General features: G+C 52.7%; 16 protein-coding genes. 3 read left to right on the top strand and 13 right to left on the bottom strand.

All coding sequences use genetic code 11. From position 1 onward, the window contains the following. Positions 1 to 660 precede the first annotated feature (660 nt). From HG15A2_RS08410 to HG15A2_RS08420, 3 genes are all read left to right on the top strand, one after another. Positions 661 to 2,217 (top strand): sulfatase family protein, encoded by a 1,557-nt coding sequence (locus tag HG15A2_RS08410; RefSeq protein ID WP_246117912.1) that lies wholly within the window; start codon positions 661 to 663, stop codon positions 2,215 to 2,217. A 213-nt stretch (positions 2,218 to 2,430) separates the two neighbouring features. After that, positions 2,431 to 3,507: a DUF1559 domain-containing protein gene (locus HG15A2_RS08415; RefSeq protein ID WP_145063973.1), complete on the top strand. Its 1,077-nt coding sequence runs from the start codon at positions 2,431 to 2,433 to the stop codon at positions 3,505 to 3,507. Continuing rightward, positions 3,504 to 3,917: a hypothetical protein gene (locus HG15A2_RS08420; protein ID WP_145059655.1), complete on the top strand. Its 414-nt coding sequence runs from the start codon at positions 3,504 to 3,506 to the stop codon at positions 3,915 to 3,917. The genes HG15A2_RS08415 and HG15A2_RS08420 overlap by 4 nt, the downstream gene beginning before the upstream one ends. A 937-nt stretch (positions 3,918 to 4,854) precedes the next feature. Here the strand turns inward: HG15A2_RS08420 and HG15A2_RS08425 are convergent. The 13 genes from HG15A2_RS08425 to HG15A2_RS08485 form a co-directional block, all read right to left on the bottom strand. Then, on the bottom strand, positions 4,855 to 6,354 hold the full coding sequence (locus HG15A2_RS08425) for a DUF1501 domain-containing protein (RefSeq protein ID WP_145059656.1): 1,500 nt from the start codon (positions 6,352 to 6,354) through the stop codon (positions 4,855 to 4,857). Positions 6,355 to 6,362: 8 nt separating this feature from the next. Next, the gene (locus HG15A2_RS08430) at positions 6,363 to 9,155 is read right to left on the bottom strand and encodes a PSD1 and planctomycete cytochrome C domain-containing protein (RefSeq protein ID WP_145059658.1); all 2,793 of its coding nucleotides are present in this window, start codon (positions 9,153 to 9,155) and stop codon (positions 6,363 to 6,365) included. A gap of 23 nt (positions 9,156 to 9,178) precedes the next feature. Next, positions 9,179 to 11,062 (bottom strand): CRTAC1 family protein, encoded by a 1,884-nt coding sequence (locus HG15A2_RS08435; protein WP_218932417.1) that lies wholly within the window; start codon positions 11,060 to 11,062, stop codon positions 9,179 to 9,181. 11 nt (positions 11,063 to 11,073) lie between these two features. Continuing rightward, on the bottom strand, positions 11,074 to 13,005 hold the full coding sequence (locus HG15A2_RS08440; protein WP_315851220.1) for an FAD-dependent oxidoreductase: 1,932 nt from the start codon (positions 13,003 to 13,005) through the stop codon (positions 11,074 to 11,076). Between the two features lie 42 nt (positions 13,006 to 13,047). After that, a complete protein-coding gene (locus HG15A2_RS08445; RefSeq protein ID WP_145059662.1) occupies positions 13,048 to 14,655 on the bottom strand; it encodes a sulfatase in 1,608 nt (535 codons plus the stop codon). Between the two features lie 48 nt (positions 14,656 to 14,703). Continuing rightward, a complete protein-coding gene (locus HG15A2_RS08450) occupies positions 14,704 to 16,683 on the bottom strand; it encodes a glycoside hydrolase family 127 protein (RefSeq protein ID WP_145059664.1) in 1,980 nt (659 codons plus the stop codon). Positions 16,684 to 16,761: 78 nt separating this feature from the next. Further along, positions 16,762 to 18,384, bottom strand: a complete 1,623-nt coding sequence (locus tag HG15A2_RS08455; protein ID WP_145059665.1) for an MFS transporter — start codon at positions 18,382 to 18,384, stop codon at positions 16,762 to 16,764. Next, positions 18,381 to 19,739, bottom strand: a complete 1,359-nt coding sequence (locus HG15A2_RS08460) for a family 16 glycosylhydrolase (RefSeq protein WP_145059666.1) — start codon at positions 19,737 to 19,739, stop codon at positions 18,381 to 18,383. Before HG15A2_RS08460 ends, HG15A2_RS08455 begins: the two co-directional genes overlap by 4 nt. Further along, positions 19,736 to 21,157 (bottom strand): family 16 glycosylhydrolase, encoded by a 1,422-nt coding sequence (locus HG15A2_RS08465; RefSeq protein WP_145059668.1) that lies wholly within the window; start codon positions 21,155 to 21,157, stop codon positions 19,736 to 19,738. Before HG15A2_RS08465 ends, HG15A2_RS08460 begins: the two co-directional genes overlap by 4 nt. 34 nt (positions 21,158 to 21,191) lie before the next feature. Further along, positions 21,192 to 22,622, bottom strand: a complete 1,431-nt coding sequence (locus HG15A2_RS08470) for a sulfatase-like hydrolase/transferase (protein ID WP_145059669.1) — start codon at positions 22,620 to 22,622, stop codon at positions 21,192 to 21,194. A gap of 9 nt (positions 22,623 to 22,631) precedes the next feature. After that, entirely contained in the window at positions 22,632 to 24,041 is a 1,410-nt protein-coding gene (locus HG15A2_RS08475) for a sulfatase-like hydrolase/transferase (RefSeq protein WP_246117913.1), read from the bottom strand. Then, a complete protein-coding gene (locus HG15A2_RS08480; RefSeq protein WP_145059671.1) occupies positions 24,042 to 25,130 on the bottom strand; it encodes a sugar kinase in 1,089 nt (362 codons plus the stop codon). It abuts the gene before it with no gap. 46 nt (positions 25,131 to 25,176) lie between these two features. Then, positions 25,177 to 25,866, bottom strand: a complete 690-nt coding sequence (locus HG15A2_RS08485; RefSeq protein WP_145059672.1) for a bifunctional 4-hydroxy-2-oxoglutarate aldolase/2-dehydro-3-deoxy-phosphogluconate aldolase — start codon at positions 25,864 to 25,866, stop codon at positions 25,177 to 25,179. Positions 25,867 to 25,903 lie beyond the last annotated feature (37 nt).

The raw sequence follows: 25,903 nt of genomic DNA on the forward strand, positions 1-25,903 counted from the left end.
GAATGCATGGTCAGAGCACAGTGCCCAAAACAGGACAACGACGCCCAAGATCCGGTCCGAATGACGAGGCTATCCAAGGGACTATTGGCCTCTCACCTGTATATTCCGACTCCTATCGAATTTCCCAAAAAATCTTGGGATGCTTTCGACAACCTGCTGGCAGCGTAACATCTAAAAAGCCCAGTCGTAGCCGTAAGGGCTTATCCGAAAACAACTTACAGGTGACAGTGAGCTGCTGGGAAACTTCTAGCTGGGGGTGTAATCTGCCTGGATAGGTGAATTCCTAGATGTGCTTCCAGCACCTACCTGTATACCGCTTCCATGAATCGGTGTAAAATCAAAAGAGCTTGGAAGCTCTTGGTAGAGCGCTATCAATCACTCTCGATGTCAACTAGGAGATCGGAAGTGTTCGGCGTGTCACATAGGCGGCATGCACGGCTAAACTCGTAGGTAATGCACCTATGAAAAACACCGCTGAAGGAAGCACAAGTTCCTGGGCTTAGCTCTCTCACCTTCTGGCCTTTGCACTTTATCGCACGATTGCTTGGTAAATCTCAATTCTTCAGGAATATCATTGGGAGCTGCATTCATGGCAAGCACCTACCAATAAGTAGCAGCTGGTGAAGAACCAAGAACAGTCGAGGACCTATGATTCTGAGCATGAACAACCCATGGCAGGCAATCTTTCTCCCCTTGCTGGTAATTCTGGCGTCAGTGGGTAATGCCGTTGCGGATCGAACTCAGCCTAATGTCGTCATCATCTATGGAGATGATGTTGGGTATGCTGACGTAGGAGTCAATGGGGCAACAAAAATTGCGACTCCCAACATTGATGCGTTGGCTGCCCAGAGCTTGAATTTTACTGATGGGCACTGTTCCGCTTCGACTTGCACTCCCTCGCGGTTTTCTTTGCTAACGGGTGTTCATGCTTTTCGCCAAGGAGTGCGAATTGCTCCCCCCAATGCATCGCTCTTGATCTCAACAGAGGCATTTACCCTTCCCCGGTTGTTTGAGCAGGCAGGTTATGAAACAGGTATCGTGGGAAAATGGCACTTGGGATTGGGAGAAAAGGGACAAGGCCCAAAGTGGAACGGTGAACTCAAACCTGGTCCTCTGGAATTGGGCTTTGACTCTGCTTTCCTGTTGCCAACAACCAACGATCGTGTCCCCTGCGTTTATGTCGATGGGCACCGTGTCGTCAATCTTGACTCCAACGATCCTATTCATGTAGGCGGTAAAGCAAATGACGTGAACAAGCCAGGAAGCACGCAATATCCCACAGCAAAAAAGGATGCCTTTTATAGCAGCATCGTCAATGGCATTGGACGAATTGGCTACATGTCTGGAGGGAAGTCGGCGCTGTGGGATGACTACACGATGGCCGATGTATTTGCAGAGAAGGCGGTAGAGTTTATCGCAGAGAACAGCGACAAACCCTTCTTTCTGTTTTTCTCGTCACAAGATATTCACATTCCCAATGCCCCAAATCCGCGTTTCCAAGGCAGCACGAATCTCGGAGCTCGAGGCGACGCAATGGTACAACTCGATTGGACAGTAGGAGCGATCATCGCCGAGCTCGACAAGCAGGGCTTGACCGACAATACCATCGTGATCTTTACCAGCGACAACGGACCGACCCATCACGATGATACTTGCGAATCGACCAAAGAGGTTCGAAGGTACTCTCCCAAGAGCGGTGATGGTCACGATGCGTCAGGGATATGGCGCGGAGGAAAATATGAAATTTACGAAGGGGGTACCCGTGTGCCCTTGATGATACGCTGGCCGCACCAGATCGAACCCAGCACATCGGCAGCGATGGTCAATCAGATCGACTTCATCGCTTCCTTTGCAGAATTGCTAAATGTTGACCTTGCACCTCACCAGGCGAGCGATAGTCGAAATACGCTCGCTTCCTTCCTGGGAGAAGACCGTAGAGGCCTAGCGTTCATGCTAGAGGAGTCCCTTGGGGCAGCGCTACGAGTAGGGGACTGGAAGTACATCCCAGGTTCGGTTTCAATCCGACCTGAAGGATTTTTTCCAGTTGAAGACTGCCTGTACAACCTAAGCGACGACCCGAGCGAGCAAAACAATGTGGTTGCACAACATCCAGAAAGAGCCACTGCCATGGCTGCCCAACTGAAAAAGTTAGTTAATTCCAAAGGCATACGAAACCAAGAAATAGAAAAGGAATCGGTGTTTTCTGGACTTCAATAGCTTTGAACTGAATCGTGAAAAATGGCCTACCACTACGACCGCTAGAAGAGAGAATCTGGCCCCAGTAACCGTTGGTGAGATCAATACCTTGAGTTTGGTCGGTTAGGCACCTGTGATTTAATTTCTGAAACTCAAACAAGCACGAAGCTATATTCATAGTTTCGCGACGCTCACTTTCTTATCAGTAGCCTCAAGAAGAGAAGGAAACCGACCATGGTCAGTCGAACGCCGAGATTTAGCCGCCCAAGCATACGATGCGGTTTTACGCTTGTTGAACTATTAGTGGTGATTGCCATCATCGGCGTCCTAGTTGGTTTATTACTGCCAGCCGTGCAAGCAGCAAGGGAGGCGGCACGCCGAGCACAGTGCATTAGCCAAATGAAGCAAGTCGCACTGGCCATGCTCAACTACGAAAGTGCGTTTGGTAATTTCCCAGAAGGAACACGGACGAACCTCATTTCCCAGCCAGAATATGGCGAACCGTTCCCTGGATTCAAGCCCGGCAACAAACACGACCAGTGCAGCAATGGCCCACCCTGGACCGTGCTGATCCTACCCTATATTGAGCAACAGTCACTTTTCGATCAGTTTGAGATCGCAGTTAATGAACCGCTCAAAGCGTTTCCATCCCTTTACGACAATTGCACTACGAGTGTGAATCAGCCACAAGGAGCGAATCTTGGCGTCCAAACTCCGTTGAATATATGGCACTGTCCCAGTGATCCTATTGCTCAGTCCGGTACGCTGCACAATTGCTACTTCGCTTGCACGGGAGGAGGTGATTGGGAGAATGCTGCCACCGTTACTCCAGAACTAGGCTTTGCTACGACTTCCTTTAGTGGAAATCCAAACTATCGGATCTTTGTAAACGGGATCACCAGCTACGATTCGAAGACAAAGTTTGGTCAGATTGAAGACGGTTCCTCGAATACTTTTCTAATAGGTGAAAGTCGCGTGCACTACCTGCCAGGCTCTCATCCGATGGGCCCTCAGCGCTATGCTGGTTGGTCTAGTAGCTTCAACTCCAAGACCGACTTCGCCATTCCAAACAATGCTGCGGCAGCTTCTCGCCCGATCAATTTCGATCCGAACCCTGGAGCAGGGGACGAGATCGTGTGGAACAGCCCTGGCTATATGGCAGCAACCTTCGGAAGCAACCATCCCGGAGGCGCTCATTTTGCGTTTGCTGACGGCTCAGTCGCAAATATCTCCGAGGATATCGACGAGGAAACTTATTGGCAGATGGGCCGAATGGCTGATGGATTGCCCTTAGGAGGTAGCGAACGATGAATCGACGTAGCTCTTTGGCAATCACATTGCTGTGCACCATACTGGCATTGGGGTGCAATGACGGTGGCCTGGAACGCCACGACCTCTATGGGAAGGTTACTTTTAAGGGAGAAGCAGTCCCATTCGGAACGATTTCCTTTCGCCCCGACCGCAGCAAGGGAGGCACTGGCCCTGCCGGATTCGCACGAATTCTAGATGGCGAATATAGCACGAGCAGCTCTGGGAAAGGTTCCGTTGCTGGTCCCGTCGTAGTGCTGATTGAAGGATCGGCTGAGAACAAGCCGCTGTCTCCCTCACTGTTCCCCAACTACAAAACCAACATTGAAGTTTCGGGCGACAGCTATGAGTTCGATTTCAACGTCCCCGAGACCGCGCCTCAGAAGGTCCCCAGGAGTAGGGGCAAAAGATAAGACGCGGCACTTGCCCGCACCTTTCAACATTTTTCGTCAAGGTTAGAAGGTTGATCGGTGAAAACGTCCCTATGCGCCTTGAAGGTCGCCACGATAGGCATTGGTACTTCCTTGCTTCAGAAAAATTTACACAAATAGCCCGAAGCTTCAGCGGGATCGTCACCGGCGGCTAGCATAACCGAATTGGCAACGAAGTCTCAAGAAAACAATAACGAGAAGTCTAGACGAGGCTTCGCTCCGAAAAATACGCCGAAAGACGAGCCTGCGCTGCTGAACAAACAGCAAGCCGAGAGTGCATACGAATAGACGACGTACAGCGGACTCTCTTCTACTTATTTCAATCTGACCTCCGATATCCCATGGCCTAGTTGCGAACTCGCTGGATTTGAATATGCTTGGTCGTATTACCGTGGACTCAAACCCGCTGAGGAAGATTTCTTCGATGCTGGAACGTGAACTTTACAAACACTGATTTAGTTCACGACTACCCGGTGTTGCGTCCAGTAGAGTCTTTTAGATCAGTAGCATCTCTGATACCGCGCCGATCGAAAGCTATCCTGAGCGCAAATCGTCTTGAGAACGGCTTACAACTAAGGCTGGATCTCGCTTAGAATTGACAGATCCTACAACCAGCGGTGATCACCGCTGGGAGAATCGTCTTTACGTGAAATGCTGTGGATCACTCACCCTCGCTAACTGTGAGTAATCGTCATACATCGACTCCTCTCAGTGAGAATCCCGACATATTCTGGAAGTGGACCTAGGGGCCAAGAATGAGCAAGGCCCCACGCAATGCATATGTGCATTACAATGCGCTGCGGTAATTTGGACCAACAATGATTGCTGCTCTTTCGTGTTCCTTAAGTGGCAAGAAAACAGCAATAAGGTCCAGAATTGCCTTAACCTCACGCAGGAGGATGCGCAACAAAGCATTCGGCTACACCATGACTTCCTTCACGACCTGTCCGTGGACATTCGTCAGCCGACGTTCCAGACCGTTGTGATAGAAGGTCAGCCGCTGGTGGTCGAGGCCCATGAGGTGGAGGATTGTTGCATTGAAGTCGTAGACCGTGGTCTTATTCGTAGCTGCTTTGAAGCCGAACTCGTCGCTTTCGCCGTAGCTGATGCCGCGTTTCACGCCAGCGCCGGTGAGGAAGCACGTGAAAGCCGACGGGTTGTGATCGCGACCGGTGCCGTTGGCTTGTAGGAACGGCATCCGCCCGAATTCAGTGGTCCACACGACCAGTGTCTGTTCGAGCATGCCTCTTTGCTTGAGGTCGGCAATGAGAGCGGCGGTTGGCTGGTCCATGATCTCCGCTTGCATGGCATGTGTCTTCCGGATGTTCGCGTGCGAATCCCAGTTAGTGATGCCGTTGCCGCCCGAGGGGTCGCTGCCGTTGAAGAGTTGGACCACGCGTACTCCTTGTTCAAGAAGTCGCCTGGCAAGGAGGCAATTCCTGGCGTAGTGGCCACGCAACTCGCTTCCACCTTCGACGCCATAAGCTCGCAGGGTGGATTGACTTTCGCGCGACAAGTCCATCACACTCGGCACGGAGGTTTGCATCTTGCCGGCCAGCTCGTAACTGGCAATGCGACCGGCGAGGTTGGCGTCTTCGGGGTACTGCCGAAGATGTTCCGCGTTGAGACGCTGGAGAAGCTCAACCGTTCTGCGGTCTTCTAGCTGAGAGAGTTCCGCGGGCCGCTGTAGATTGTTTGGGGGATGTTTCGCGCTGAAATCAGTTCCCTGAAACGCAGCCGGTAAGAAGCCGTTCCCAAAATTATTCTTGCCGCTTCTGGCCATGCCTCGGGGGTCGTTAATGGCAACGAAGGCGGGTAGTTCCTGGTTTTCCGTACCTAAGGCATAGGTAACCCAAGCACCGAAGGAAGGAAAGCCTTCCATGGTGAAACCGGTATTCATGAAGTTCTCACCCTGAGGATGAGCGCTGGTCTCCGAAGTCAGGGCATGAAAGAAGCAGAAGTCGTCCACTTGCTCAGCGAGGTTTGGCAGCAGGTCGGAAACCATCTTGCCGGTCTCGCCGCGGGGAGCGAAGTTCCAAAATGGTTTGGCAATGTTTCCCGAAGGACCTTCGAAGGTAACTGCAGGGAGGCCGGGCGGTTTTTGCCCGTGGAATTTGGCGAGAGCCGGCTTGTAGTCGAAGGTATCAATGTGGCTGACGGCACCTGGGCAGTAGATCACAAGCACCTGCTTGGCAGGCATCTCGAAGTGTGCGTCGCGTCTCGCGTAAGGATTGCTTGGGTCGATGCGGGGTCGAATCGGTTGCTTGCCACTGACCGTTCGCGTTTCGTCCGCCAGCAGTCCATCCGCTTGCAGCATGCTGGCCAACGCGAGGCCAGCCGTCGACAGGCCAGCCGTGCCGAGGAAGTTGCGACGATCAAGCAGTCGCCTGCCTAGCGGTGTGAGACGTTCAGCATTCATTGTGGAAACTATGGAAGAAAAGCGAACTCGTTGGAATTGATTAACGCACGGCAGACTAACGACAAACTGTTCTCTTTCACCACGCGTAACGCATCACGTCGCTCGACCTCCGAGGGATTTCGGCCGAGTATCAGCTCGAAGCAACGGTCGAGTGCCAGCGATTCTTCGCCGTCAGACTCTCTCATGGCTCGTTCCGCAATGCGTTGCGACTGATCGAGCACGAACTTGCTATTCAGCAGGTTGAGTGCCTGTAAGGGCGTGGTGGAAACAGGGCGCTTGGCACGGACTTGGCCGCAGTCGGGGAAGTCAAACGCTGTGAACATTTCGTCATCGACACGCCGCATGCGCTCTTGGTAGATCATGCGTCTCCACGTGTGAGGGCCGTAATTATCCGTGACCTCCCACTGCGAGTATTTTTCTTTCACGTTGTGAATTCGGTAGCTCGGGCCACCGATCTCAGAATCGAGAACGCCCGACGCTTGCAGGATCGAGTCGCGTATCACTTCGGCTTCCACCCGCTTTGGAGGAAATCGCCACAGCAGGGCAGAGTCAGAATCCTTTGAGAGACCCTCCTCTCTAGGCAAGCTCGATTGACGGAACGCTCTCGACATCACCATTGTTCGTATTAGGTGTTTCATGCTCCAGGGCTGCGGCTTCAATGAAATGGTTGAAGTCGTGGGGAGGACAAGCTCCGCTGCTAGCCAATCGAGGAGTTCAGGGTGGGTAGGCGAAATTCCTGCTGCGCCGAAATCGCTTGGCGTTGAGACAATCCCTTGCCCGAAGATGTGATGCCACAGTCGATTGACTGCCACGCGAGCCGTCAGAGGATGTTCTGGTTGGGTGAGCCATGCAGCAAACGCTTGACGGCGTTTCGGCCCAGGCGCGTAGGGCTCGACGGCAAGTTCTCCGTCAAGTTCAGCGAGCCCTGAGGGGAAGACTTCATTGCGTGGATTTTCAGGGCTGCCTCTACCGAGGACGTAGGTCTTCGTCGGCTGGACGAATTTAGCCAAGAAGCTAGGCCTTGGTCCCTGGTCCCTTAGCTGTTGAATTAGCTCGTGTAATTCGAGGAGTAGGTCGGAACGGCGGGAGGGTTCCTGGTCGAGTTGCTCGCGTCCTTGGTAGGTAGCTACCTTCTGCCAATTTCCTTCTCCATCGCGGGCTTCGACTTGGAACTCGCCGAAGCCCATATCGTTCAGCTTTTTGAGGTAGTCAGTTTGGAAAAAGTCTTCGCGGTTGGTGCTCAGGCGAATGCGATTGACCTGCTGCGGTTGTTCGAATGTGAACTGCACAAAAGGTTTCGTTTGGCTATTTCCGGGAGGCCGGGCAATCCAGGCATCGCTGCCGAAGACTCCATCATTAACGTTCTCCACAGGGAATCTTGAGATCGATCCTTCTTGAGAGCTTGCGACTGTTGTTCCCTGAGAGGCGAGAGCGATATTCTTGTCGGCCTCCTCAGCAGCAAAGATTTCTAACTCGTCGATCCGAATGGTCTGCCGCTCGAAGGTAAGGCGGACTGCATCGGTTTCGACGGGTGTGAAATGAACCTCTTTGAAACCAATCCAGTCTTCCTCCCACGGGCCTAGCTCCTGAAGTTGTTCCCTCTTCTGACGTATCCTACGCTGAAGTTCTTTGCCGCGGAGGTTCCGAGGGTGGGCGGCTGGCAGTTCGGGGAATCGACTGCCGAATTCGATGCCTTGGAAGACCGCAGACACGGAGTAATAGTCTGTGATCGAAATTGGGTCGAATTTGTGGTTGTGACATCGGGCACAGCCGATCGTCAAACCGAGTGCGGAAGCGCCGACGGTCTGAAGTATCTCATCCATTCGATCAGCTCGCGCCTGTCGGCGGGCGGAAGGTTCCTGACCAACGGTCGCGAGCGGAACATGCGGACCGGAAACCAAGTAGCCGGTCGCTTCCCCCTGCTCCATGACATCGCCTGCGATTTGTTCTCTAAGAAACTGATCGTAGGGCTTGTCTTCGTTGAAGGCCCGGATGACATAGTCGCGATAGACCCAGGCGTTCTTGCGGTACATGTTGCTTTCGCTACCGTTGGTCTCCGCCCAGCGAATCACGTCCAGCCAATGTTGAGCCCAGCGTTCGCCGAAGTGCGGGGAAGCGAGAAGTCGCTCGACGAGTTCAGCGTAAGCCCGCTCAGGGTTCTCCGAGCACTTGTGGGCGAATGTCTCGATCTGTTCAGGCGTCGGTGCGATGCCGATTAATACGATCGATGCGCGAAGGATCAGTGAGCGCGGGTCTGCTGGTGTCGAGAAACTTAGGCCTTCCTCTGCTAAGCGTTGGGCCAAGAAGGCGTCGACAGGATTTGAGTTGAGATCGTTCTCCGCAGTTTCGGGGATCTCAGGAAGCTGCACCGGCTGAAAGGACCAGTGGTCGGACTTCTCACGAGTAGCTTCCTCCATCTGGCCCGGCCACTTGGCGCCTTCTTTTATCCAATGGGTCAGTAAATCAATTTCGGACTGAGGAAGCTTCTCGTCATCGGGCGGCATCGCCATGTCTTCGTCGACATGGTTGACCACTTCAATTAGGTAGCTTTTCGCTGGTTCGGCCGGTACAACCGCAGCCAATCCCGAGTCACCCCCCAACAACATGTTCACGCGGCGATCTAGCCTTAGTCCAGACTCCTGCTCGTCTTCGCCGTGGCAATGCCAGCAACGAGTTTGTAGAATCGGGGCGATGTCCGTGAAGAAATCGACCTCGTCGGCTAAGCAATTCGTGCCAACACTGACGAAAACTGTGACAAGTATTGCCGCTAGTCTCAGAGGTGTGCCGGTAATGAATCGCATGATCAAATACTCGAATTCCAGCACTACTCAGGTGACTCGCCAGCTATCTTCACCAATCGGTTTAGCTTGGAGACGGTTTGCTGAACCGTTTCGCCGATCGTCCATTCGACTTTGATATCAACTGGGCCTGTGTTCTCACCTAAGCCAAAATGGATCAGCGTGTTGCGGCCGAGCGAGTAGGCGGCTGAGGTTGAGCCAACTCTTTTTGTTTGCGTAATACCGTCCGCCGTGACCTCAACCACAGCCCCAAGGCTGGTGGCATGATTCGCCTTGGAATTGGTGATCTCGATCAAGAGATAATTCGAGTCGCTACCTGATGTGAGCTTGTTCTTGAACAAGTGCCATTTGCCTCGTTCGTTTCCAATTAGAATGTCGAGCTTGCCATCTCGATTGTAGTCGAGGACTTCAGTACCCAAGCCAATGGCACCTAACTCGGGAGAAACAATGTTATGGTCGTCCACCAGTTCAAACGTCTTGTCCCCTTGATTGAGATAGAGAAGTGACTGGTTAGTATGAATCAAGTCGCCACGACGGATGACCAATAGATCTTGGTATCCGTTGTTGTCGAAGTCGCCGACGGCAACACCTGTTGTGTGATCCTCGTGGCGTATTCCCGAGGGTAAAGTCACTTCGGCGTACTGTCCGTTTTGATTCTCAAGAAGAACGTCACTCAAACCCTTCGGGTGATCGTATGCGGGGTACGAGCGTATGCCGTGCATCACCCCCGTGGTTGGCGAGAAGATATCGCCCGCGAACCGCCATGCCTCATTGCCCACGTAGCCAAGATAAGCCGACTTGGCTTCGACCTTCTCAGGCCAGCCGAGCGCATCGCTGTTGACAAGTCGGATGTCTCGGCCTGAATGCGTTTCACCAGGAAACTCGTATTCGTATGCGGATTCGCCAATGCAGAGCTTCTTGTTGGGCCACTGTGCCTGGTAATTTTCAATCTTGAGAATGTCGCCAACGACAAGGTCTTCAAATTGAAAAGCTCCCCGGGTTGTGTAGAAGCCCCAAGTCTGGGTTTCTGAGTCGTAGAAAGTTTCCCCGGCTGTGAATTCCTTGCCTCGCGTACAATAGAGATCGACATCGCCGTCGTTGTCGTAGTCGATTTCTACAATGCTTGTGACGTCGTTGATGTGACTACGTAAGACAGTGTCTGTAACCTCGTCGAAGGTGAGGTCGCCCTTCCCTTGATTAGCTTTGACGTGGCCATGTCCATAGAGCAACAAATCGAGAATCGAATCGTTGTTGAAGTCGGTGACGAGCGTCTTTTGGCCATTCATTTCGATTTTTGGCAATACTCCCACAAGCTCAAGGTGGCCTGTGCCGGTATTCTCGTAGATATAGTTTTCGCTCTGTTTTCTCTTTTCGCGGGAAGGAAAAGCGAAATTGAGGAGATCCAAATCACCGTCATTGTCGCCATCCATGAGCTTCACGGTCCGACCTCGCATTAACTTCAACGGGACTTTGAATCCTGGCAGCTTCGTGAACTTCCGCTGGCGATCAACGCGGTAGAGCGTGGCATTCCGGGCGTTGCTCCCCGAGCCACCCCCCGGCGAGATCACAAGTTCAAGGTTGCCGTCTTGGTCGAGATCGCCCACAGTGATGCCGTGTAAATCCCCCATGACGAGGTCGTAAGGCTTAGCAAAGCGTCCTTTGTTATTCCAGCAGATCCTGACTCCGAAGCCGTGATCGTTAAGGATCAAGTCGAGGAAACCATCCTGATCTAGATCAGCCACAATGGGCGCGTCCCATTTGCGTAGGTTTTTCTCTTCGCGTGGGAAATCCTTTTCTGCTTCAACAAAATGAGGTTGGGCCTTCGATGGCTTATCGTCCGCGATGGCATCGTCGCGCTGTGCAAGGATGAACGCCAGCAAACTGCCAACAAAGATCACGAAATATTTCATAGCAAGCCACATCAATTGGCCTCTTGGTCAGAATTGGATGGATGTGGTTTTCCAGCCCCCTTGCGCATTAGCGTTTGAAGCTCAGCAAGATGATTCTTGTAGACGTCCCGCGGTGTGCAATCGCGTGTTTTGCAAACAGACGCGGCCATGCCGACGATTTCACCCATCATTCCGCAGGTTCTCATCACACGAACGGCTCCCAGGCCATCGTGAGAGACGCTAATATCTCGGCCAGCCATGAAGAGGTTGTCGATATTCCGGCTGTATAAACAGCGGTAGGGAGCCCAATAAGGTCCCTCATACTGGTACTCTTTGCCTCGCGTAAAGGTGGAAAAGAATGCGTCTTCATCGCCTTGCTCAAAGTAGTCGGGATGGGGCGAATGGATGTCGATATGCCAAGTGCAAGGGACGGCAGCATCCTCGAATTCAGTTCCGTCCCGAAAGTCTTCTGCTGTGACCACGACATCCCCCATCAAACGGCGCGATTCCCGCTTACCGCCGATAAAGGCGGCCCACTTCAGACGGTGGTTGGGAAACTTGCCGTCAATATTTTTGAGGACGTCCCAAGCACCGTACATAGCTCGTAAGTTGAGATCGCGAATCCATTCCCCATCTGCAATTGGATCCTTGTTGAATCCTGATTCCCAGAACCAAGTCCCTAACTGCTTCGTTCCCGTTAGATTGAAGGTCTTTTCTCGATGTCGACCAGGGAAATCAACGTCACTAAGGTCAACGGCCCACGAGCATCGTGGAAAGGGTTGGGGCTGTGTGGCAGCTGTGAAATTCAACGACAGTTGTTCCTCGAAGTCCTCACAAAGACACTTTAACTCGTGCTCGGTTTCGTTAGTTTCCCCGAAGTCCCAGAGATTCGTCGTGCCCATGTGCCCTTCTTCGGTGTATTCATAGTTGGCACCGACAAGTGCGCCGAGCACGCCATCACCGGTGGAGTCGAGGAACCAGCGTCCAGTGAGTCTGACCCTACGACCGGAACGTGTATGCTGCGCGACGACAGATTGGACTGCGTCATTCTTGGCTTCTGCAGCGTTGACACGATACTCAAGCAGCAAGGTGATGTTGGGTTCGGACTCCACTAAGTCGAGTTTGCGCTGGTCATTGAATGCCTTGTACCCCTTCGGGTTGGGGTGGTCTTTGAGTTTGCTGTACGGTTGAAACTCTTCAACAACATCACCGATGCGAGGGTATGGGGCGTGATTGGTGAAACCTTCCGGCCAAACTCGTACTTCGCTACTGCCGTTGCCGCCGAGCACCGGGCGGTCTTGAATCAGGGCCACCGTTAGCCCCATTCGTGCGGCTGTGATCGCAGCACATGAACCGGCGAACCCCCCGCCAACGACCACGAGGTCGTATTCGCCGCCATCCTTTGGCTGGTTGTCCCAGCCCAGGAGTTTCCCTCTCAGAACAGCCAACTCTTTTCCGCCATCCGGAGGCGTACTGTTCAGGTCGGCTGCTAAAAGAATCGCGTCACATCGTCCCTCGAAGCCCGTGAGATCGTGAAGTTGCAGTTCTACTTTCGCGCTAAGCTGGACAATGCCACCATCCTGCCAATGCCACTGGGCACCTTCGGTACCGAAGGTCGTTGAGAGCGGCTGGCCATCTACGAGTAGTTGGAACTTGCCAGGGGCGCCGGGCGCCTTCCACGGCGCGACCCAATCGCGTGTTCGGACCCAAACTCGGTACTTGCCAGGCGAGGAGACTTGAACTTCGGTCTTGCTATTCGGAACAGGCACGCCCAGCCCGTGAGCGAGCATGTAAGGAGAGCCCATCTGGTCCATAAACTGTTGATCAACAACCCAGCCTCCGACATCATCAAAGGCCTCGGCCTCGACGAGTATTAAATCTGTATGCTCATCATCAGCGTAAGCAGACAAACTTAAGTGCAAAGCACAGATGGCTAGCAAACAAGCTAATAAGGTATTTTTCATGATATCCAGCTCTTCAATCATCGTGGACTAATAGACAAGGTGTCACAGTGCTGCTTGCCAACCTTCATTGAGCTGCTTCACGAGTAAGTTAACAATATCTGGGTGATCTTCGGCGATATTCTTCGTTTCCTGCGGGTCGGTTTGGTGATCGAAGAGCTCGATGAAAACCGGTTCGGCCTTCTGATCGCGATAGTCACGCCAGACCACTAGTCGATAGCGATCCGTCCGCATCGCGTAGCCCATCAGGTGCTGCTCGAAAAGTTCACGATCCCATTTGTTTCCCTGCTGCGCGATGATTCGCTCCTCAACATCCTCGATCAAGGGTCCGAAGAACGTCTCGCGCATTCCTTTGGAGAGCGGGTTAGCAGCCCACTCACGTAGCGCAGGCGTTGGGAATTGGCTAAAGGCCGCCTTCTTCCAGGTGCGCTCAGGTTCGTCGAGCAGCGGTGCAAAACTATGCCCTTCGATATGCTTGGGGAGTGGCAGGTCGGCCAGCTCACAGAGCGTCGGGTACATGTCGACCAGTTCCACCAGCGCATCGGTGGATTCGCCGCGCACTTGCATGTCAGGCGTCCAAATCATTAGGGGTACCCGGGTCGCGATCTCGTAGTTGGTCGCCTTGCCCCAGATTCCCATATCACCAAGGTGCCAGCCGTGGTCGCCCCAGACGATGATGATCGTGTTGTCGCGCAACCCCTCCTCTTCGAGGGCCTGTAGCATGCGGCCTACCTGCGCGTCAACGTAAGTGACACACGATAAATAGGCATGCTTGAGTGTTCTTGACAACTCAGAATAGATTGGGCCGCTTTTAGGAATGCCGTCTCTCACCCGCAACTCAAAGGAAGGATGCAGTCCCATCTCCGCACCGTTCACAGGGCCGTCTCTGTGCTCAGCCAAGGGAATCTGATCACGGTCATACATGTCCCAATAGCGTTTAGGGGCGATAAAGTTGAGGTGCGGTTTGTAGAATCCCAATCCTAGGAAGAACGGCTTGTCGCTGTTCTCAGCCATGTCCTTCATCGTGGCGATGGCAAGGTCCGTGTTGTAGCCATCGCGATAGGCTTGATCCGGTACGTCGGCGGACTCGTACGCGGGGCCTTGTACTAGTCCTGTCTTTCCGATTCCCTTGCCGTACTTGGCTTCTAACAACTGTAAGTTTCTCTTGAGTATTTTTCGGTTCTCAGGAAGAGCAAAAGAGTCTGTAGGTTTCGCCAAGTCCAATCGATCAAATGCCGGTTTTCTGCTCCACGAATTCTCTAGATCAGCGAAGTCGTCTTTGTGGAATATCTTCCCGCAATATGCCGCTTCATACCCGTTTGCAATGAAGTGCTGCGACAGGGTGGTGATGTCCGGGTTCTTATCGCGAAAGTAAACAGAATTTTCGATCACGCCGATCGTATCCGGGCGTGCCCCTGTCATGAGGCTCGCACGAGATGGACTACAAATCGCTTCCTGGCAGTAGGCTCGATTGAAGAGCAACCCTTCGGCTGCCAGCTTATCCAGATTGGGGGAGATGGCGATTTCTGAGCCGTAGCAGCCTAGTTCTGGGCGAAGATCATCAATCGCAATGAAGAGGATGTTCGGTTTGTCGCCTGCCCTGAGGGACTGTGGTGTCAGCGATAGTAAAGCCAAGAATAGTATGCGATACATAGATGCTGTTTGGGTTTGAGGGCAAAAAATGGATCAATATTTGTTCGACTACCAAACCACCGGCATAAAGACGGTCATCTCGGCGGTGCCGCGATTGCTCCAGGCGAAATAAGGAACGAAATTAGTCTCGTAAGACTCCCAACGCGGTTTCTCAACGACACGATACATGCCTTGGCCGTCATCGGTGCGTAGCAGCACGTTTCCACGGATCGTGGTGACGCCACCCAGAAACTCTGGTTGGTGAGTAGCTGTTAGCACAGCATCGCCTTGGAGATAGACATCCAAGGTTTTTGTGTTCTCAGGCAAGTCCGGAGACTCGATGCAGTAAACAATAGGTCCGCGCTTAATCGCGACTTGGTTGCGAGCTTCTTCAATCAGGGGATGCCCTTCGATGAAGTTGATAGCCATGGGCATATCTAGGGTAATGCTATCTCCCGATTTCCACGCTCTATCAACACTGGCAAAAGTGCCCGGCTCGACGGCGACCCCGACGTCCTGGCCATTGACTTGAATCTTTGTTCCTTTAGACCAACTGGGGATTCTCAACTTGATCTCGAAGGGAGAGTCCTTGCACTCGTTGATCGTTAGTTTTACTTTTCCGTCCCAAGGGTATGTCGTTTCTTGATCAAGTTTGAGCGTTGAGCCATCGAGCAAAGTCGTGTCGAGACGATTACCTCCGTAGAGATTCACCGCGATTCCGTTCTCCGCCAAGCTGTAAGCCCAACCTGAAACTTTTGCGATGGTGCGTACAAGATTCGGCGGGCAGCAGAAGCATTCGATATACGGTTCGCGGTCTGCGGACTCCGTGCAATCGCGATTATCTTCGTATTCCCGTTGTCCTCGATTCATCCGCAGCGGATTCGCATAGAAATAGTTTTTGCCGTCGGCACTGATACCTACTAACGCACTGTTGTAGAGCACCAGCTCCATGACATCTGCGTATTTTGAGTCTCCCTTGATGCCGAGCAAACGCCAGTTAAACATTGCGTTAGCGATATTAGCGCAGGTTTCATTGTAGGCAGTGGAATTCGGCATCAGGTACTCTTCAAGGAACCCTTCTTCGATCTTGTCCCGGCGAGTTGATGCGCCAAAGTGAGCTTGTCCCACGGCACCGGTGACATACATTTTCTTGTTCGCGACGTTGTCCCATAGTCGGTCGAGTGCCTCGATGAGTGCTTGCTCACCGGTTTCTGCATAAACATCGGCAGCACCGGCATAGTAGTACAGAGCTAACACTGCATGACCAACTGCTTCGTTTTCTTCACGTAGGGGAACGCGTTCCTGCACCATGTCCCCGATCGGATACCCTTCGGTGCTGGCATCTTCGACAACCTCGGACTTGCCGCGGTTGTTGATGAAGATTTCTGCCAGTTCCAAGTAACGCTTGTCGCCCGTCGTGCGATAGAGCTCCGCCAAGCCCATGATCTGAGACTGGTTGAATCCGAATCGCGAGAGTTCCTTAGGCTGTGGTTCGAACAGCTTGTAGAGCAAGTCCGCATTCTTCACGGCTATGTCTAGGAAGTTGCTCTTTCCGGTCAGGCGATGGTGTATCGACGCACTCGTGTACAAGTGGCCGCAATTGTACATCTCGTGGTACTTACGGTTGGAGAAATGCTTGATGCCGTCGATCTGGATGTTCGTGTGTAGATACCCGTCCTCCTCCTGAGCCTGGCGGATGATCTCGATCACTTCGTCAAGGTCGTTCAGGATCGTTTCGTCTTGGTTAATCGCGTAGACATAAGTGGCCGCTTCCATCCACTTGAAGAAGTCGCCGTCATGCCATGCAAAACCTTGGTGTTGACCTTCTTTGAGTCCGGCGGCGACCTTAAAGTTGTTTAGGCCGTGGCCGATGTCGCCCTTGAGTAGCGAACCCATGTAGGGGACCATCACCTCTTCACAAAGCTTGAACTTGTCTGCCCAGAAGCCTTCGGTCCACTGGCAGTCGCCAAAGTTGATACTCTTGAGCTTTGCGTGAGGACTCTGAGAGTTGTTGGTGATGGCGCGAGTGTGGGCAGATGAGCTTTTCATGTTGAACTCTAGTCACAATTCCTAGACAGCAAGTTGCATCTACTTGTGCTATGCCAGCCTATTCTGTTGCTTCTGATACTAGGCGTCGGGAGTTAGGGCTGCTTGTATTTCTTCAATGCTCATGTTCTTCGTCTCCTTCAAGGTGAAGAACAAAATCACCAAACCGATAGCTACCGTCCCGGCATAGAAAAGAAACGTGAAACTCATTCCCATGTTCTCCATTTGCCAGGGGAAAAATTTCTGAACTAGCCAACTGGTCAGGCTCGTGACAATGGCAAAGAACGGGATTGCCATGCCCCGGACCGATGCGGGGAAGATCTCGGAAAACAAAACCCACATGACCGGGCCTACCGAGAAATGGAACGCAGCAATAAAGCTGAGTATCCCTAGTAGCACAAGCTTCGCATCAATCTTGATAGCCGCTTCTAGCAGCGGATTAAAATACTTGGAAGTATCTTCTTTGTCGATTGATTCATCGAGCGCTTCCCGGAAAGCGATATCGCTTTCTTTTTCAACACCAGCCAGCGAATCTAAACGACCAATATCAAATGCTTCGGTTACTTCTCCTTCCTCGGCAGACTTGCTCTCAGCCTCTTTCACGCCCTTCGCAAACTCGGCAATCGCCTCCTCGGTGAGCGTGTACCGAGCTTCATGGAACGCGTACGAGCAGAGTCCCAGGCTGGCGATGATCCAAACCATGCCCCAGATAATTAGCGGACGTCGCCCCAGTTTATCGACGAGTAGCAATCCGAGAATCGTGAAAACGACGCTCGTCAAGCCCACCCAAATTGCCTGCACAAAAGCGGCGTCCGTCCCGATGCCTAACTGTTTAAAAATGGTTTGAGCATAAAAGAGAACCGCGTTAATCCCTGAAGATTGTTGGGCAATGGCAATCGTTATTGCGATGATGAAAATCAAACGCATCGGTTTGCTGAAGATGATCCTCAGTTCCGAAAGAGAAGAGCGATCCTGAGAATCTTCCTGCAGACTCTCGCGAATTTCGCTCACGTGAGCCTCAATTTCCTCTGCAGGCATCAGTTTGCTGAGCCGTTGTTTTGCTTCGTCAGGACGATTGCGGTAAACAAACCAGTAGGGGCTTTCGGGAATGAACAGCAGTAGCCCCATCCAAAGCAAACAAATAGGGATTTCGGCTCCCAGCATCCAACGCCAACTGTTTTCGGGGGTAACTCCTAGGGCCTGCACCCACTCGATCCCAGCACCCGCCAAGTAGTGAATGAGATAGGTAATGAAGTAAGCACCAAACAGGCCCACAACGATATTGATCTGAGTCATTGAAACCAGCTTGCCCCGCCACTTCGGTGGAGCAATCTCGCCGATATACATGGACGCCAGCGAGATGGAGCTCCATCCTACGCCACCCAAGAAACGGGCCGCAGTTAGCGTCCAATAGTTGGGAGCAAAGGCGGATGCAATGGCTGAAATCAAATAGAGGACCGCGATAGTCAGGATCGCCTTCTTGCGACCAAACCGGTTGCAGACATAGCCGGCGAACGGCAATGCAAGTAAGACTCCCAACGCGGGAGCGGCTACCGCGGTTCCTAACTGCTCGGAAGTCAGTTGGAACTCGGCCTTGATAAGATCGACACCGCCGGAAATCAATGCGGCATCCAACCCAAACAGAAAACCGCCCATGGCGACGATCGTCGCATAACGGAAAGCATTTGCGGTATGGTCGTTCATTCCGTTTTCTCGATGGACAAGTCGTCAATGTACAATGCTTGACCGCTGCCCGAGACATCCTCAGGCTGAACGACGACGCGTATGCGATCCTTCGCGCTCGAAGGGTCGCTGCGCCGGAACGTCTGGGATATGGTTACCCACTTGCCTTTTTCAACACCTGAAAGGTCAAGTGGCTTAAGTTCCAACCAGGGTTCTTCCAGTACGATGCGAACTCTCTTGACGTCGCATTCCGGCTCAAGCCAAGCCTTCATCGAGAACTCATATCTGCCCGGCTCGAGATCGGAGGAACCGTAGGGCGCAAAAGCGGTGACTTTTTCTTCTAAGGGGCCCGAGTCAGAAAATTTCAAGGATTTGCTGCCGCTGGCGGCTTTCTCATCGACGATTGCCAAATGTTTTCTGGATGGCTCCGTCATCCACCAATCTTGCGACTTCTCCTCCAAAGCAAACGGTCCTTCGAAACTGAGCGGTATATTACTGGTGAGACTCTTCTGCCAGATGCGGATGTATTCGATTTCAAAGTCGACCGGCAAGTCGTTCTTCTCTGGAATGCCGTGCCAGGGAAAGGTTTCAGAATCGACCCACACCCAGAGCGGCTTGGTGATGACCCAGCCCTCTTCGCCGACTTCTTGCCGCGTTACGCTCCTCACCAACTTGCCGTCGGCGTGAAACTTGAGGTAGTTCTCATCCCACTCGATTCCATAAACATGAAAATCGTCAGCTACTTTCCAATCGAGCTGAAGGCGGTCAGTCCAGGTGGTTTTCCCTTTTCCTTCCGGCGACCAATCATGGATAGAAGACCATAATTCCCTAGGCAGTTGTTTCTTATGGGTTTGTGCTGGACGGGCGAGAAACTCGAAGACGTCAAGTTCGACGCCGTTGCCCGTCATCCAGAAGGAACTTGTCACCGAGGCATCAGCCGCTTTGCACTTAATTTCCATGTAGCCATAGAGAAACTGCTGCTTGCTAATGACGGCCGCAGTCGTGATGTTCTCGTAGGGTCGCCCCTCGGGTGCTTTCTTATCCGACTTGTCGATCTTCTTGGAGAAATCAAAGTCCGGTTCCCACTTCGCTTGAAGTTTGAGCTTGCCGGCTTCGATCCGAACATTCTTCGTCGAGAATTGAGAAGGGGCTCTCCCGATGAAGTTCGAACGGTATTCTCCATTGGTGCCCTGAATGTGCCACTTTTTTTCGTCTAGTGTTGTCCCTTCGAACTCGTCACTGACGGCATCATTAAGGTGCCACTCACCTTGGTTTTTAGGGTCGGCTACCGGGTAAACAGCAGGCTGGGCCGCAGCAATTGTAGACCCCGTGGCAATCAGACAAGCGGCTGTGAAGATAGGTAGTGAGTTCATCATTTGTTCCCTATTGCGATGTTGTCGATGTAGAGTGCGCCGGTGCCCTCTGGGATTTGTGCCTTTAGAAACCGTAAACGCAGGCGGTCGCCTTCTCCTGAAGAGGAGTCTCGCTTGAAGTCCTCTTTCAGGGTGATCCAGGTACCTTTTTCAACTTTTGTGAGATCGAAAGTCTCGAAAAGTATCTCAGGATCAGCGAGGCTAACATTCAGTGCTTCCACATCACAGTCTTCAGTGACGAAGACCTGTAACGAAAGCTGATACTCTCCTGCCTGAATGTCGACAGCCCCAGCCGGAGACACGATGGCTACATTGCCGAGCACTCCCTTGGGAGTGAACTTCAGACTCTTGATTCCTTTAGCGGCTTGCTCCTTGGAATACGAGAAGTGGGGCAGCCCATGCTCACCAATCTGCCAGAACTTTTGATACTCATTCACCTCACTGCTCTCGGGGACAAGTGTCAGCGGAATGGGATGATCATCGTAGAGAATCGGACCTTCAAAGCCGAAAAATTGACGGGCGAGCAGATTGTCTTGCGGTTTCTGCCAAACCCGTACGTAATCGATTTCATAATAGGAAGGAAGTTCCTCCTTATTCGGCAAACCAAGCCAAACGAAAATCTCACTGTCGAAGTAGAGTTCGAGTGGGTTAGTTAGCACCCAGTTCTCACCCTCTTTCTCTTGGGTTGTCTCATAGTATAGTTTGCCGTCAAGGAACAGCTTCAGATAGTCCTCTCCCCATTCGCAACCGTAAACGTGAAACTCATCCGCCACACGGAACGGCAATTTGGTCTTGAGTCCAAAACGACGTGTCGGACGCTTAGCAGGAGGTGACCAGTTATGGACTGAAGCCTTCCAGGTGTCTGGCTGAATGTCGCCCTTAATCTTCGCCGGTCCGATTTGCTCGTAGATATCGACCTCGGATTCATAGCCAAGTGCCCAAAAAGCGCAGATCATGTTGGAATTACCTGCCTTGGTGCGCACTTCCATGTAACCGTTCAGGAATCGCTGCTTACTAATGATGCCACCTGTTGTAATTGGCATGGGCTTGCCCTCCCACATGCCATAGCTATCGTTGCGATCTCCATCAGCATATGCGCCTTTGTAGAACGAGAACTTCGGCTCCCATTGAGAGCGGATTTTTAAGTGGCCATCTTCAACGTACACATTATGAGCAGCGTACTGCGAGGGCGGACGCCCTTTCCAAATGTAGTAGTCCCCGTCGGTTCCTTGGATGAACCATTTGTCGTCGTCGATTTCCGCAGCGTCAAACTCGTCGCTGACTTCCGGGTTCAGCGTCCAGTTTCCCTGGTTCTCTTGATCGGACAACGGCAAGTCGTCCGCTTTCAGAACGGGAAGGGTGGCTGTCAGCAGCCCTAGAACTGTGAGCAGACGAAGCCCTCTCTTATTACTAATTCTCATATTGATCGGTACTCTCGCGCGAGGGTGAGGAAAACTAGTCGATGGTGAATGTCTCTTCAAAGTTAGGCATATCGGTTTTTACCCATTCGTCACGCGCCTCAAGAGCATGAAACCAGCGTGGCGGGGTGTGACTCTTGCTCCATGCTTCAGCTTCGGCGACAAGCGACTTCATCAACCCCGGTTGCTTGTTACTCAGGTCGTGCTGTTCGCTGATGTCTTCATCAAGGTTGTGGAGCTTCCATTTCTGGTTGTAAGCTCGACATGCTTTCCATTGATCGCGTCGCACGGCAACGTCGCTGAAGCCATTGCGATGACGCAGCGCCAAGATGCTTTTTCCTGGACGCGCGCTACGACCCGCCTGGAAGTCTTCCCAGATGTCCGTACCATCCAAGTCCTTCCCTTCGGGGATCGAAGCGTTCGCAAGATTCGCAAAAGTTGGGTAAAAGTCCAGCGTGGTCACCGGGTGATCATAGCGTTTCCCTGTGGCAACTCTGCCCGGCCAATGAAAGAACAGGGGAACACGAAAGCCTCCCTCGTAGGTGTCTCCCTTGCTACCCTTAAGTGGCCGGTTCGTTGCTCCGCTATGTAGTTGCCCCCCGTTATCGCTTAGGAAGACGAGCAACGTATCATTCAGCTGCTTCGTCGACTTGAGAGCCTCAATAAGTTCCCCAACGCCACGATCGACCGCGTACACCATCGCGGCATAGGTCTTCCGTTTCTCATCTTGGATATTAGGAAATACCTCCATGTCCTCTTGTTTTGCTTCCAGGGGAGTATGCGGTGCATTGTAGGAAAGATAGAGGAAGAAAGGTTGTTCCTTCTGCGAAGCCTCATCAACAAAACGGACTGCCTCTCGGGAGAGTGCATCAGTGATGTATTCGGTCTCGTCGACTTCTTTTCCGTTGTGCTCTAAGGGCGTCAAGTAGTCCCAAACAGACTGCACACCTGCCTTGAGTTGCCGTTCATAGATTGGCTTGTATTGCTTTGGGAAATACTTATGTCCACCGCCGAGGAAACCGTAGTAGTCATCAAAGCCACGGCTATTGGGGTGATATTCGGGCTCGGTGCCCATGTGCCACTTTCCGATGGCTCCCGTAAAGTAGCCGGCTTCTTGTAGGACCGTGCTAATGAGCGTTTCTCCCACATCGACACCTTGCCGATAGTACTCTTCATTGCCTTTGCCACTCTCGGGGAGATTGAAAGGTGCGCCGAATTCATGAGGATAACGCCCTGTCATGAGTCCCATGCGACTTGGACCGCAGAATGGATGCGCAGCATAGGCTGAGCTAAATACGGTTCCCTGTTTCGCCAAGCTGTCTAAGTTGGGGGTGACAATGTCCGTTGCCCCATTGAATCCAACGTCGGAATAGCCGAGGTCGTCACACATAATAACGATGATATTTGGACGGGCAGCCCAGGCCGGTGTCGTCATCAAAAACATGGATATTGCAACAAAGAGTTTCATGGTTTTTACCTAGTAGTCAGCGGCAGGTGGGGCACGGAACTCGTCCGTTCGACGAGCGGACCAGCCTTCTTCTTGTCGTCGTAGCATGAACAGCGGCCGCGCTAGTTCGAGCTCCCAGTCAAATTGCTTCTGGAAAAGCGTCTTCACTTTCTCTGGATGCTTACCAGCCAAATTGTTCTGCTCGGCGGGGTCCTCGGCGAGGTTGTAGAGTTGTGCGGGGCGATCCGGAAAACGCAGCAGCTTCCAGTCGCCATCACGGATGGCGGCGCGGGTTTCCATTTTCCAATGCAAAGTTTGGTGGGGACGCTCCTTGTTCTTCCCTTGCAAGAAGGGCATCATATCCACGCCGTCGAGTCGCTCAATCAAAGTCGGATCGCCACCACCGGCTTTCACGAAAGTTGGGAGTAAGTCGAGCGTTGTTAATGGTCTCTCGTAGACTGTTCCCGTGGGCAGCTTTCCTGGCCAAGCAACAATGCCTGGTACGCGAATGCCTCCTTCGAGTTGCGTCCCTTTCACTCCACTGAAGGGATAGTTGCTCGATCCGTTTCGATCCATCGGACCACCATTGTCGTTGGTGAAAACAACGATGGTGTCCTGCTCCAGTCCGAGGTCCTTGAGCTTCTCGATGATCTGCCCACAAGCGCGATCCATCGAGAGCATCATTTGAGCTGCCGTGCGACGTGTCCCTTCCAGCTCGAAGAACTGATCCTTGTCTTGAGGGTCTGCTTCCATAGGCGCATGGACTGCGCTGAACGAGACGTAGGCAAAGAACGGTTTCTTCTGGTTGCGCTCAATGAAATCACAGGTTTCATCCGCAAGGACTTGGGTGAGATACCCGTCATGCTCTTGATAGTTGCCAAAGTTTCGCTCGATGAGATTCTCGCGAGCTGTCGATTTGGGATTGGCGTAAGCGAAGAAGCTCCTAGCTCCACCGCGAAAGCCATAGAACTCGTCGAAGCCTCGCTTGAGGGGATGATAACGGTCGGCCACGCCCATGTGCCACTTGCCGAAAATGCCGGTGTGATACCCATGTGCTTGCAGGTGGTCGCCCATTGTTTTCAGATCGGTCGGCAGACCCATCTCGTCGCCGAGCAGCTTGCTGCTTTCGCTCATGATCCCAGGCACGTTGATTTCTTCGTAGCCGAAACGTTGTTGGTACTGCCCTGTGAGCATCCCAGCACGAGACGGTCCACAGGTAGCACCACTCACATAAAAATTCGAGAGGCGGACACCGCGTTTGGCGAGTTGATCGAGGTGGGGTGTCTTGAAATGGTGGCTGCCGTGGAAACCAAAATCCCCATAGCCGGCATCGTCGGCGAACAAGAGGACAATATTAGGTTGCTTCGCGTCGGATACTTCAGCCGCTTCGCTTTGTGAGGCGAATGCGACCAGCATCATTGAGAGGACGAATCGGTTCATCTATCGCACTACCCTTCCCGAAGCGGATCCGCCCATGAGTGATTCCACCTCGCTACGCGTTGAGTAGTTGAAGTCGCCCTTGATGGAGTGTTTTAAACAAGAGGCAGCCACGGCGAAGTCCAAAGCCGTTTGGGGATCGCTCAATTCGGGAGTTGTGAGCGAGAAAATGAGGCCAGCAGCAAACGAATCTCCGCCCCCCACACGGTCCACAATATTCTTAATTTCATAGGGACGGTAATTCCCTTCTTCATCCTGTGGCGCAAAGAACGGCTTATCCGCACTCGCATCAAGGAGCATGGCTCCCCAAGCGTTGTGCGAGGCAGAATGACTCTCGCGTAGCGTAATGGCAACCTTACTGACATTAGGAAATTGCTGGACAACTTGCCGTGCTACATCGGGATAACGCCCTGTGTCGAGCGAGCCGCTATGCACGTCTGATTCGCCAGCACGAATGCCGAGCACGTCGGAGCAGTCCTCCTCATTAGCAATGACGATATCGACGTGAGGCAGAATGGTTCGCATCGTTGCCTGGGCCAATTCTCGCGGTGTTTTGGGCGGATTCCATTTCCAGAGCTTCCCCCGGAAATTCAAGTCGATGGAAACCTGAGCACCTGCCTCTTTCGCTTGCTGGGCAGCTACTAGGGTGGCCTCGGCTGCGGTCTGAGATAACGCGGGAGTGATGCCGCTTAAATGAAGCCACTGAGCATCGGCTAAGATGGCATCCCAGTCGTACCGATTCGCTGCGGTAATAGAGACTGCCGAATCAGCTCGATCGTAAATAACTTTGCTGGGACGTTGATTGGCACCTGTCTCAAGAAAATAGAGCCCCAGTCGGCCTTCGTCAGTTCGCACAATGTACTGCGTATCAACACCAACGGCACGGACGGAATCGACAGTGGCATCGGCGAGGGCATGCTTGGGCAATGCGGTCACATAACGCGCTGCCCCGCCAAAGTTGCAAATCGACGCGGCTACGCTGGCCTCAGCGCCTGCGTAGGTGACATCGAATTCACGCGTTTGGCGTAAGCGCAGATTAGCAGGAGGCGCTAACCGCCCCATGATTTCCCCAAAGGTAACAACAGGTTTCATTCTTTTCCTCGATGATGTTCCATCGTGATCTGAATCAGAGTTGCTCTTAAGCGGGATTAGCAAGGACTTCTCGTTGAACTGACGACGATCCCTCTAGCAGGCTCCGCACTTCGGCAGCCCTTGAAGCAATGGCTGCCCAGTTGTTTTCAGCGACGAGACTTTCCTGGACAATCCAAGAGCCCCCAATCGCAGCCACGTTAGGTTCGCTTAAGTACTGCACCATATTCTCGGCATTGAGGCCTCCCAACGGGAAGTATTCAATCCCCAAGTGCTTGTACGGGGCACCCATGCTCTTCAAGTATTGGATTCCACCAGCCGCTTCGGCGGGGAAGAATTTGACGAAGCGACAGCCCAACTCAATCGCTGCCTCAAGTTCGGTGGGGGTTGATATACCTGGCGCAAAAGGTAGCCCGATAGCGTTCGCTTCGTTGACGACTCGAGGGTTTAACCCCGGGGAGACACCAAAATCCGCTCCGGCTGCTTTTGCTTCGGCGGCCTGTTCGGGTGTGAGGATTGTGCCGACACCAACTAACATCTCTGGCACTTCAGCAGAGATCGCTTTTACCGCTTCAATACCGGCATCCGTACGTAGCGTTAGTTCAATGACATCAATGCCTCCGGCTAGCAGAGCTTCCGCTACAGGAACAGCGAACTCAACTTTTTCGACGGAGAAACCAGCGACGACTTGAGCTGTCCTCAATCGCTCAAGAATTTCTGTTGGGAAGCAGGTAATCATTCAAGTAGTCTCCGGGTGATCATCAAGCGGCATGGTT

The sequence above is a fragment of the Adhaeretor mobilis genome (assembly GCF_007741515.1).
Taxonomy (GTDB): Bacteria; Planctomycetota; Planctomycetia; order Pirellulales; family Lacipirellulaceae; genus Adhaeretor; species Adhaeretor mobilis.

Coding starts and splice junctions, on each gene's coding strand:
- HG15A2_RS08410 (WP_246117912.1), top strand. CDS start 661: ATGAACAACCCATGGCAGGCAATCTTTCTCCCCTTGCTGGTAATTCTG.
- HG15A2_RS08415 (WP_145063973.1), top strand. CDS start 2,431: ATGGTCAGTCGAACGCCGAGATTTAGCCGCCCAAGCATACGATGCGGT.
- HG15A2_RS08420 (WP_145059655.1), top strand. CDS start 3,504: ATGAATCGACGTAGCTCTTTGGCAATCACATTGCTGTGCACCATACTG.
- HG15A2_RS08425 (WP_145059656.1), bottom strand. CDS start 6,354: ATGAATGCTGAACGTCTCACACCGCTAGGCAGGCGACTGCTTGATCGT.
- HG15A2_RS08430 (WP_145059658.1), bottom strand. CDS start 9,155: ATGCGATTCATTACCGGCACACCTCTGAGACTAGCGGCAATACTTGTC.
- HG15A2_RS08435 (WP_218932417.1), bottom strand. CDS start 11,062: ATGAAATATTTCGTGATCTTTGTTGGCAGTTTGCTGGCGTTCATCCTT.
- HG15A2_RS08440 (WP_315851220.1), bottom strand. CDS start 13,005: ATGAAAAATACCTTATTAGCTTGTTTGCTAGCCATCTGTGCTTTGCAC.
- HG15A2_RS08445 (WP_145059662.1), bottom strand. CDS start 14,655: ATGTATCGCATACTATTCTTGGCTTTACTATCGCTGACACCACAGTCC.
- HG15A2_RS08450 (WP_145059664.1), bottom strand. CDS start 16,683: ATGAAAAGCTCATCTGCCCACACTCGCGCCATCACCAACAACTCTCAG.
- HG15A2_RS08455 (WP_145059665.1), bottom strand. CDS start 18,384: ATGAACGACCATACCGCAAATGCTTTCCGTTATGCGACGATCGTCGCC.
- HG15A2_RS08460 (WP_145059666.1), bottom strand. CDS start 19,739: ATGATGAACTCACTACCTATCTTCACAGCCGCTTGTCTGATTGCCACG.
- HG15A2_RS08465 (WP_145059668.1), bottom strand. CDS start 21,157: ATGAGAATTAGTAATAAGAGAGGGCTTCGTCTGCTCACAGTTCTAGGG.
- HG15A2_RS08470 (WP_145059669.1), bottom strand. CDS start 22,622: ATGAAACTCTTTGTTGCAATATCCATGTTTTTGATGACGACACCGGCC.
- HG15A2_RS08475 (WP_246117913.1), bottom strand. CDS start 24,041: ATGAACCGATTCGTCCTCTCAATGATGCTGGTCGCATTCGCCTCACAA.
- HG15A2_RS08480 (WP_145059671.1), bottom strand. CDS start 25,130: ATGAAACCTGTTGTTACCTTTGGGGAAATCATGGGGCGGTTAGCGCCT.
- HG15A2_RS08485 (WP_145059672.1), bottom strand. CDS start 25,866: ATGATTACCTGCTTCCCAACAGAAATTCTTGAGCGATTGAGGACAGCT.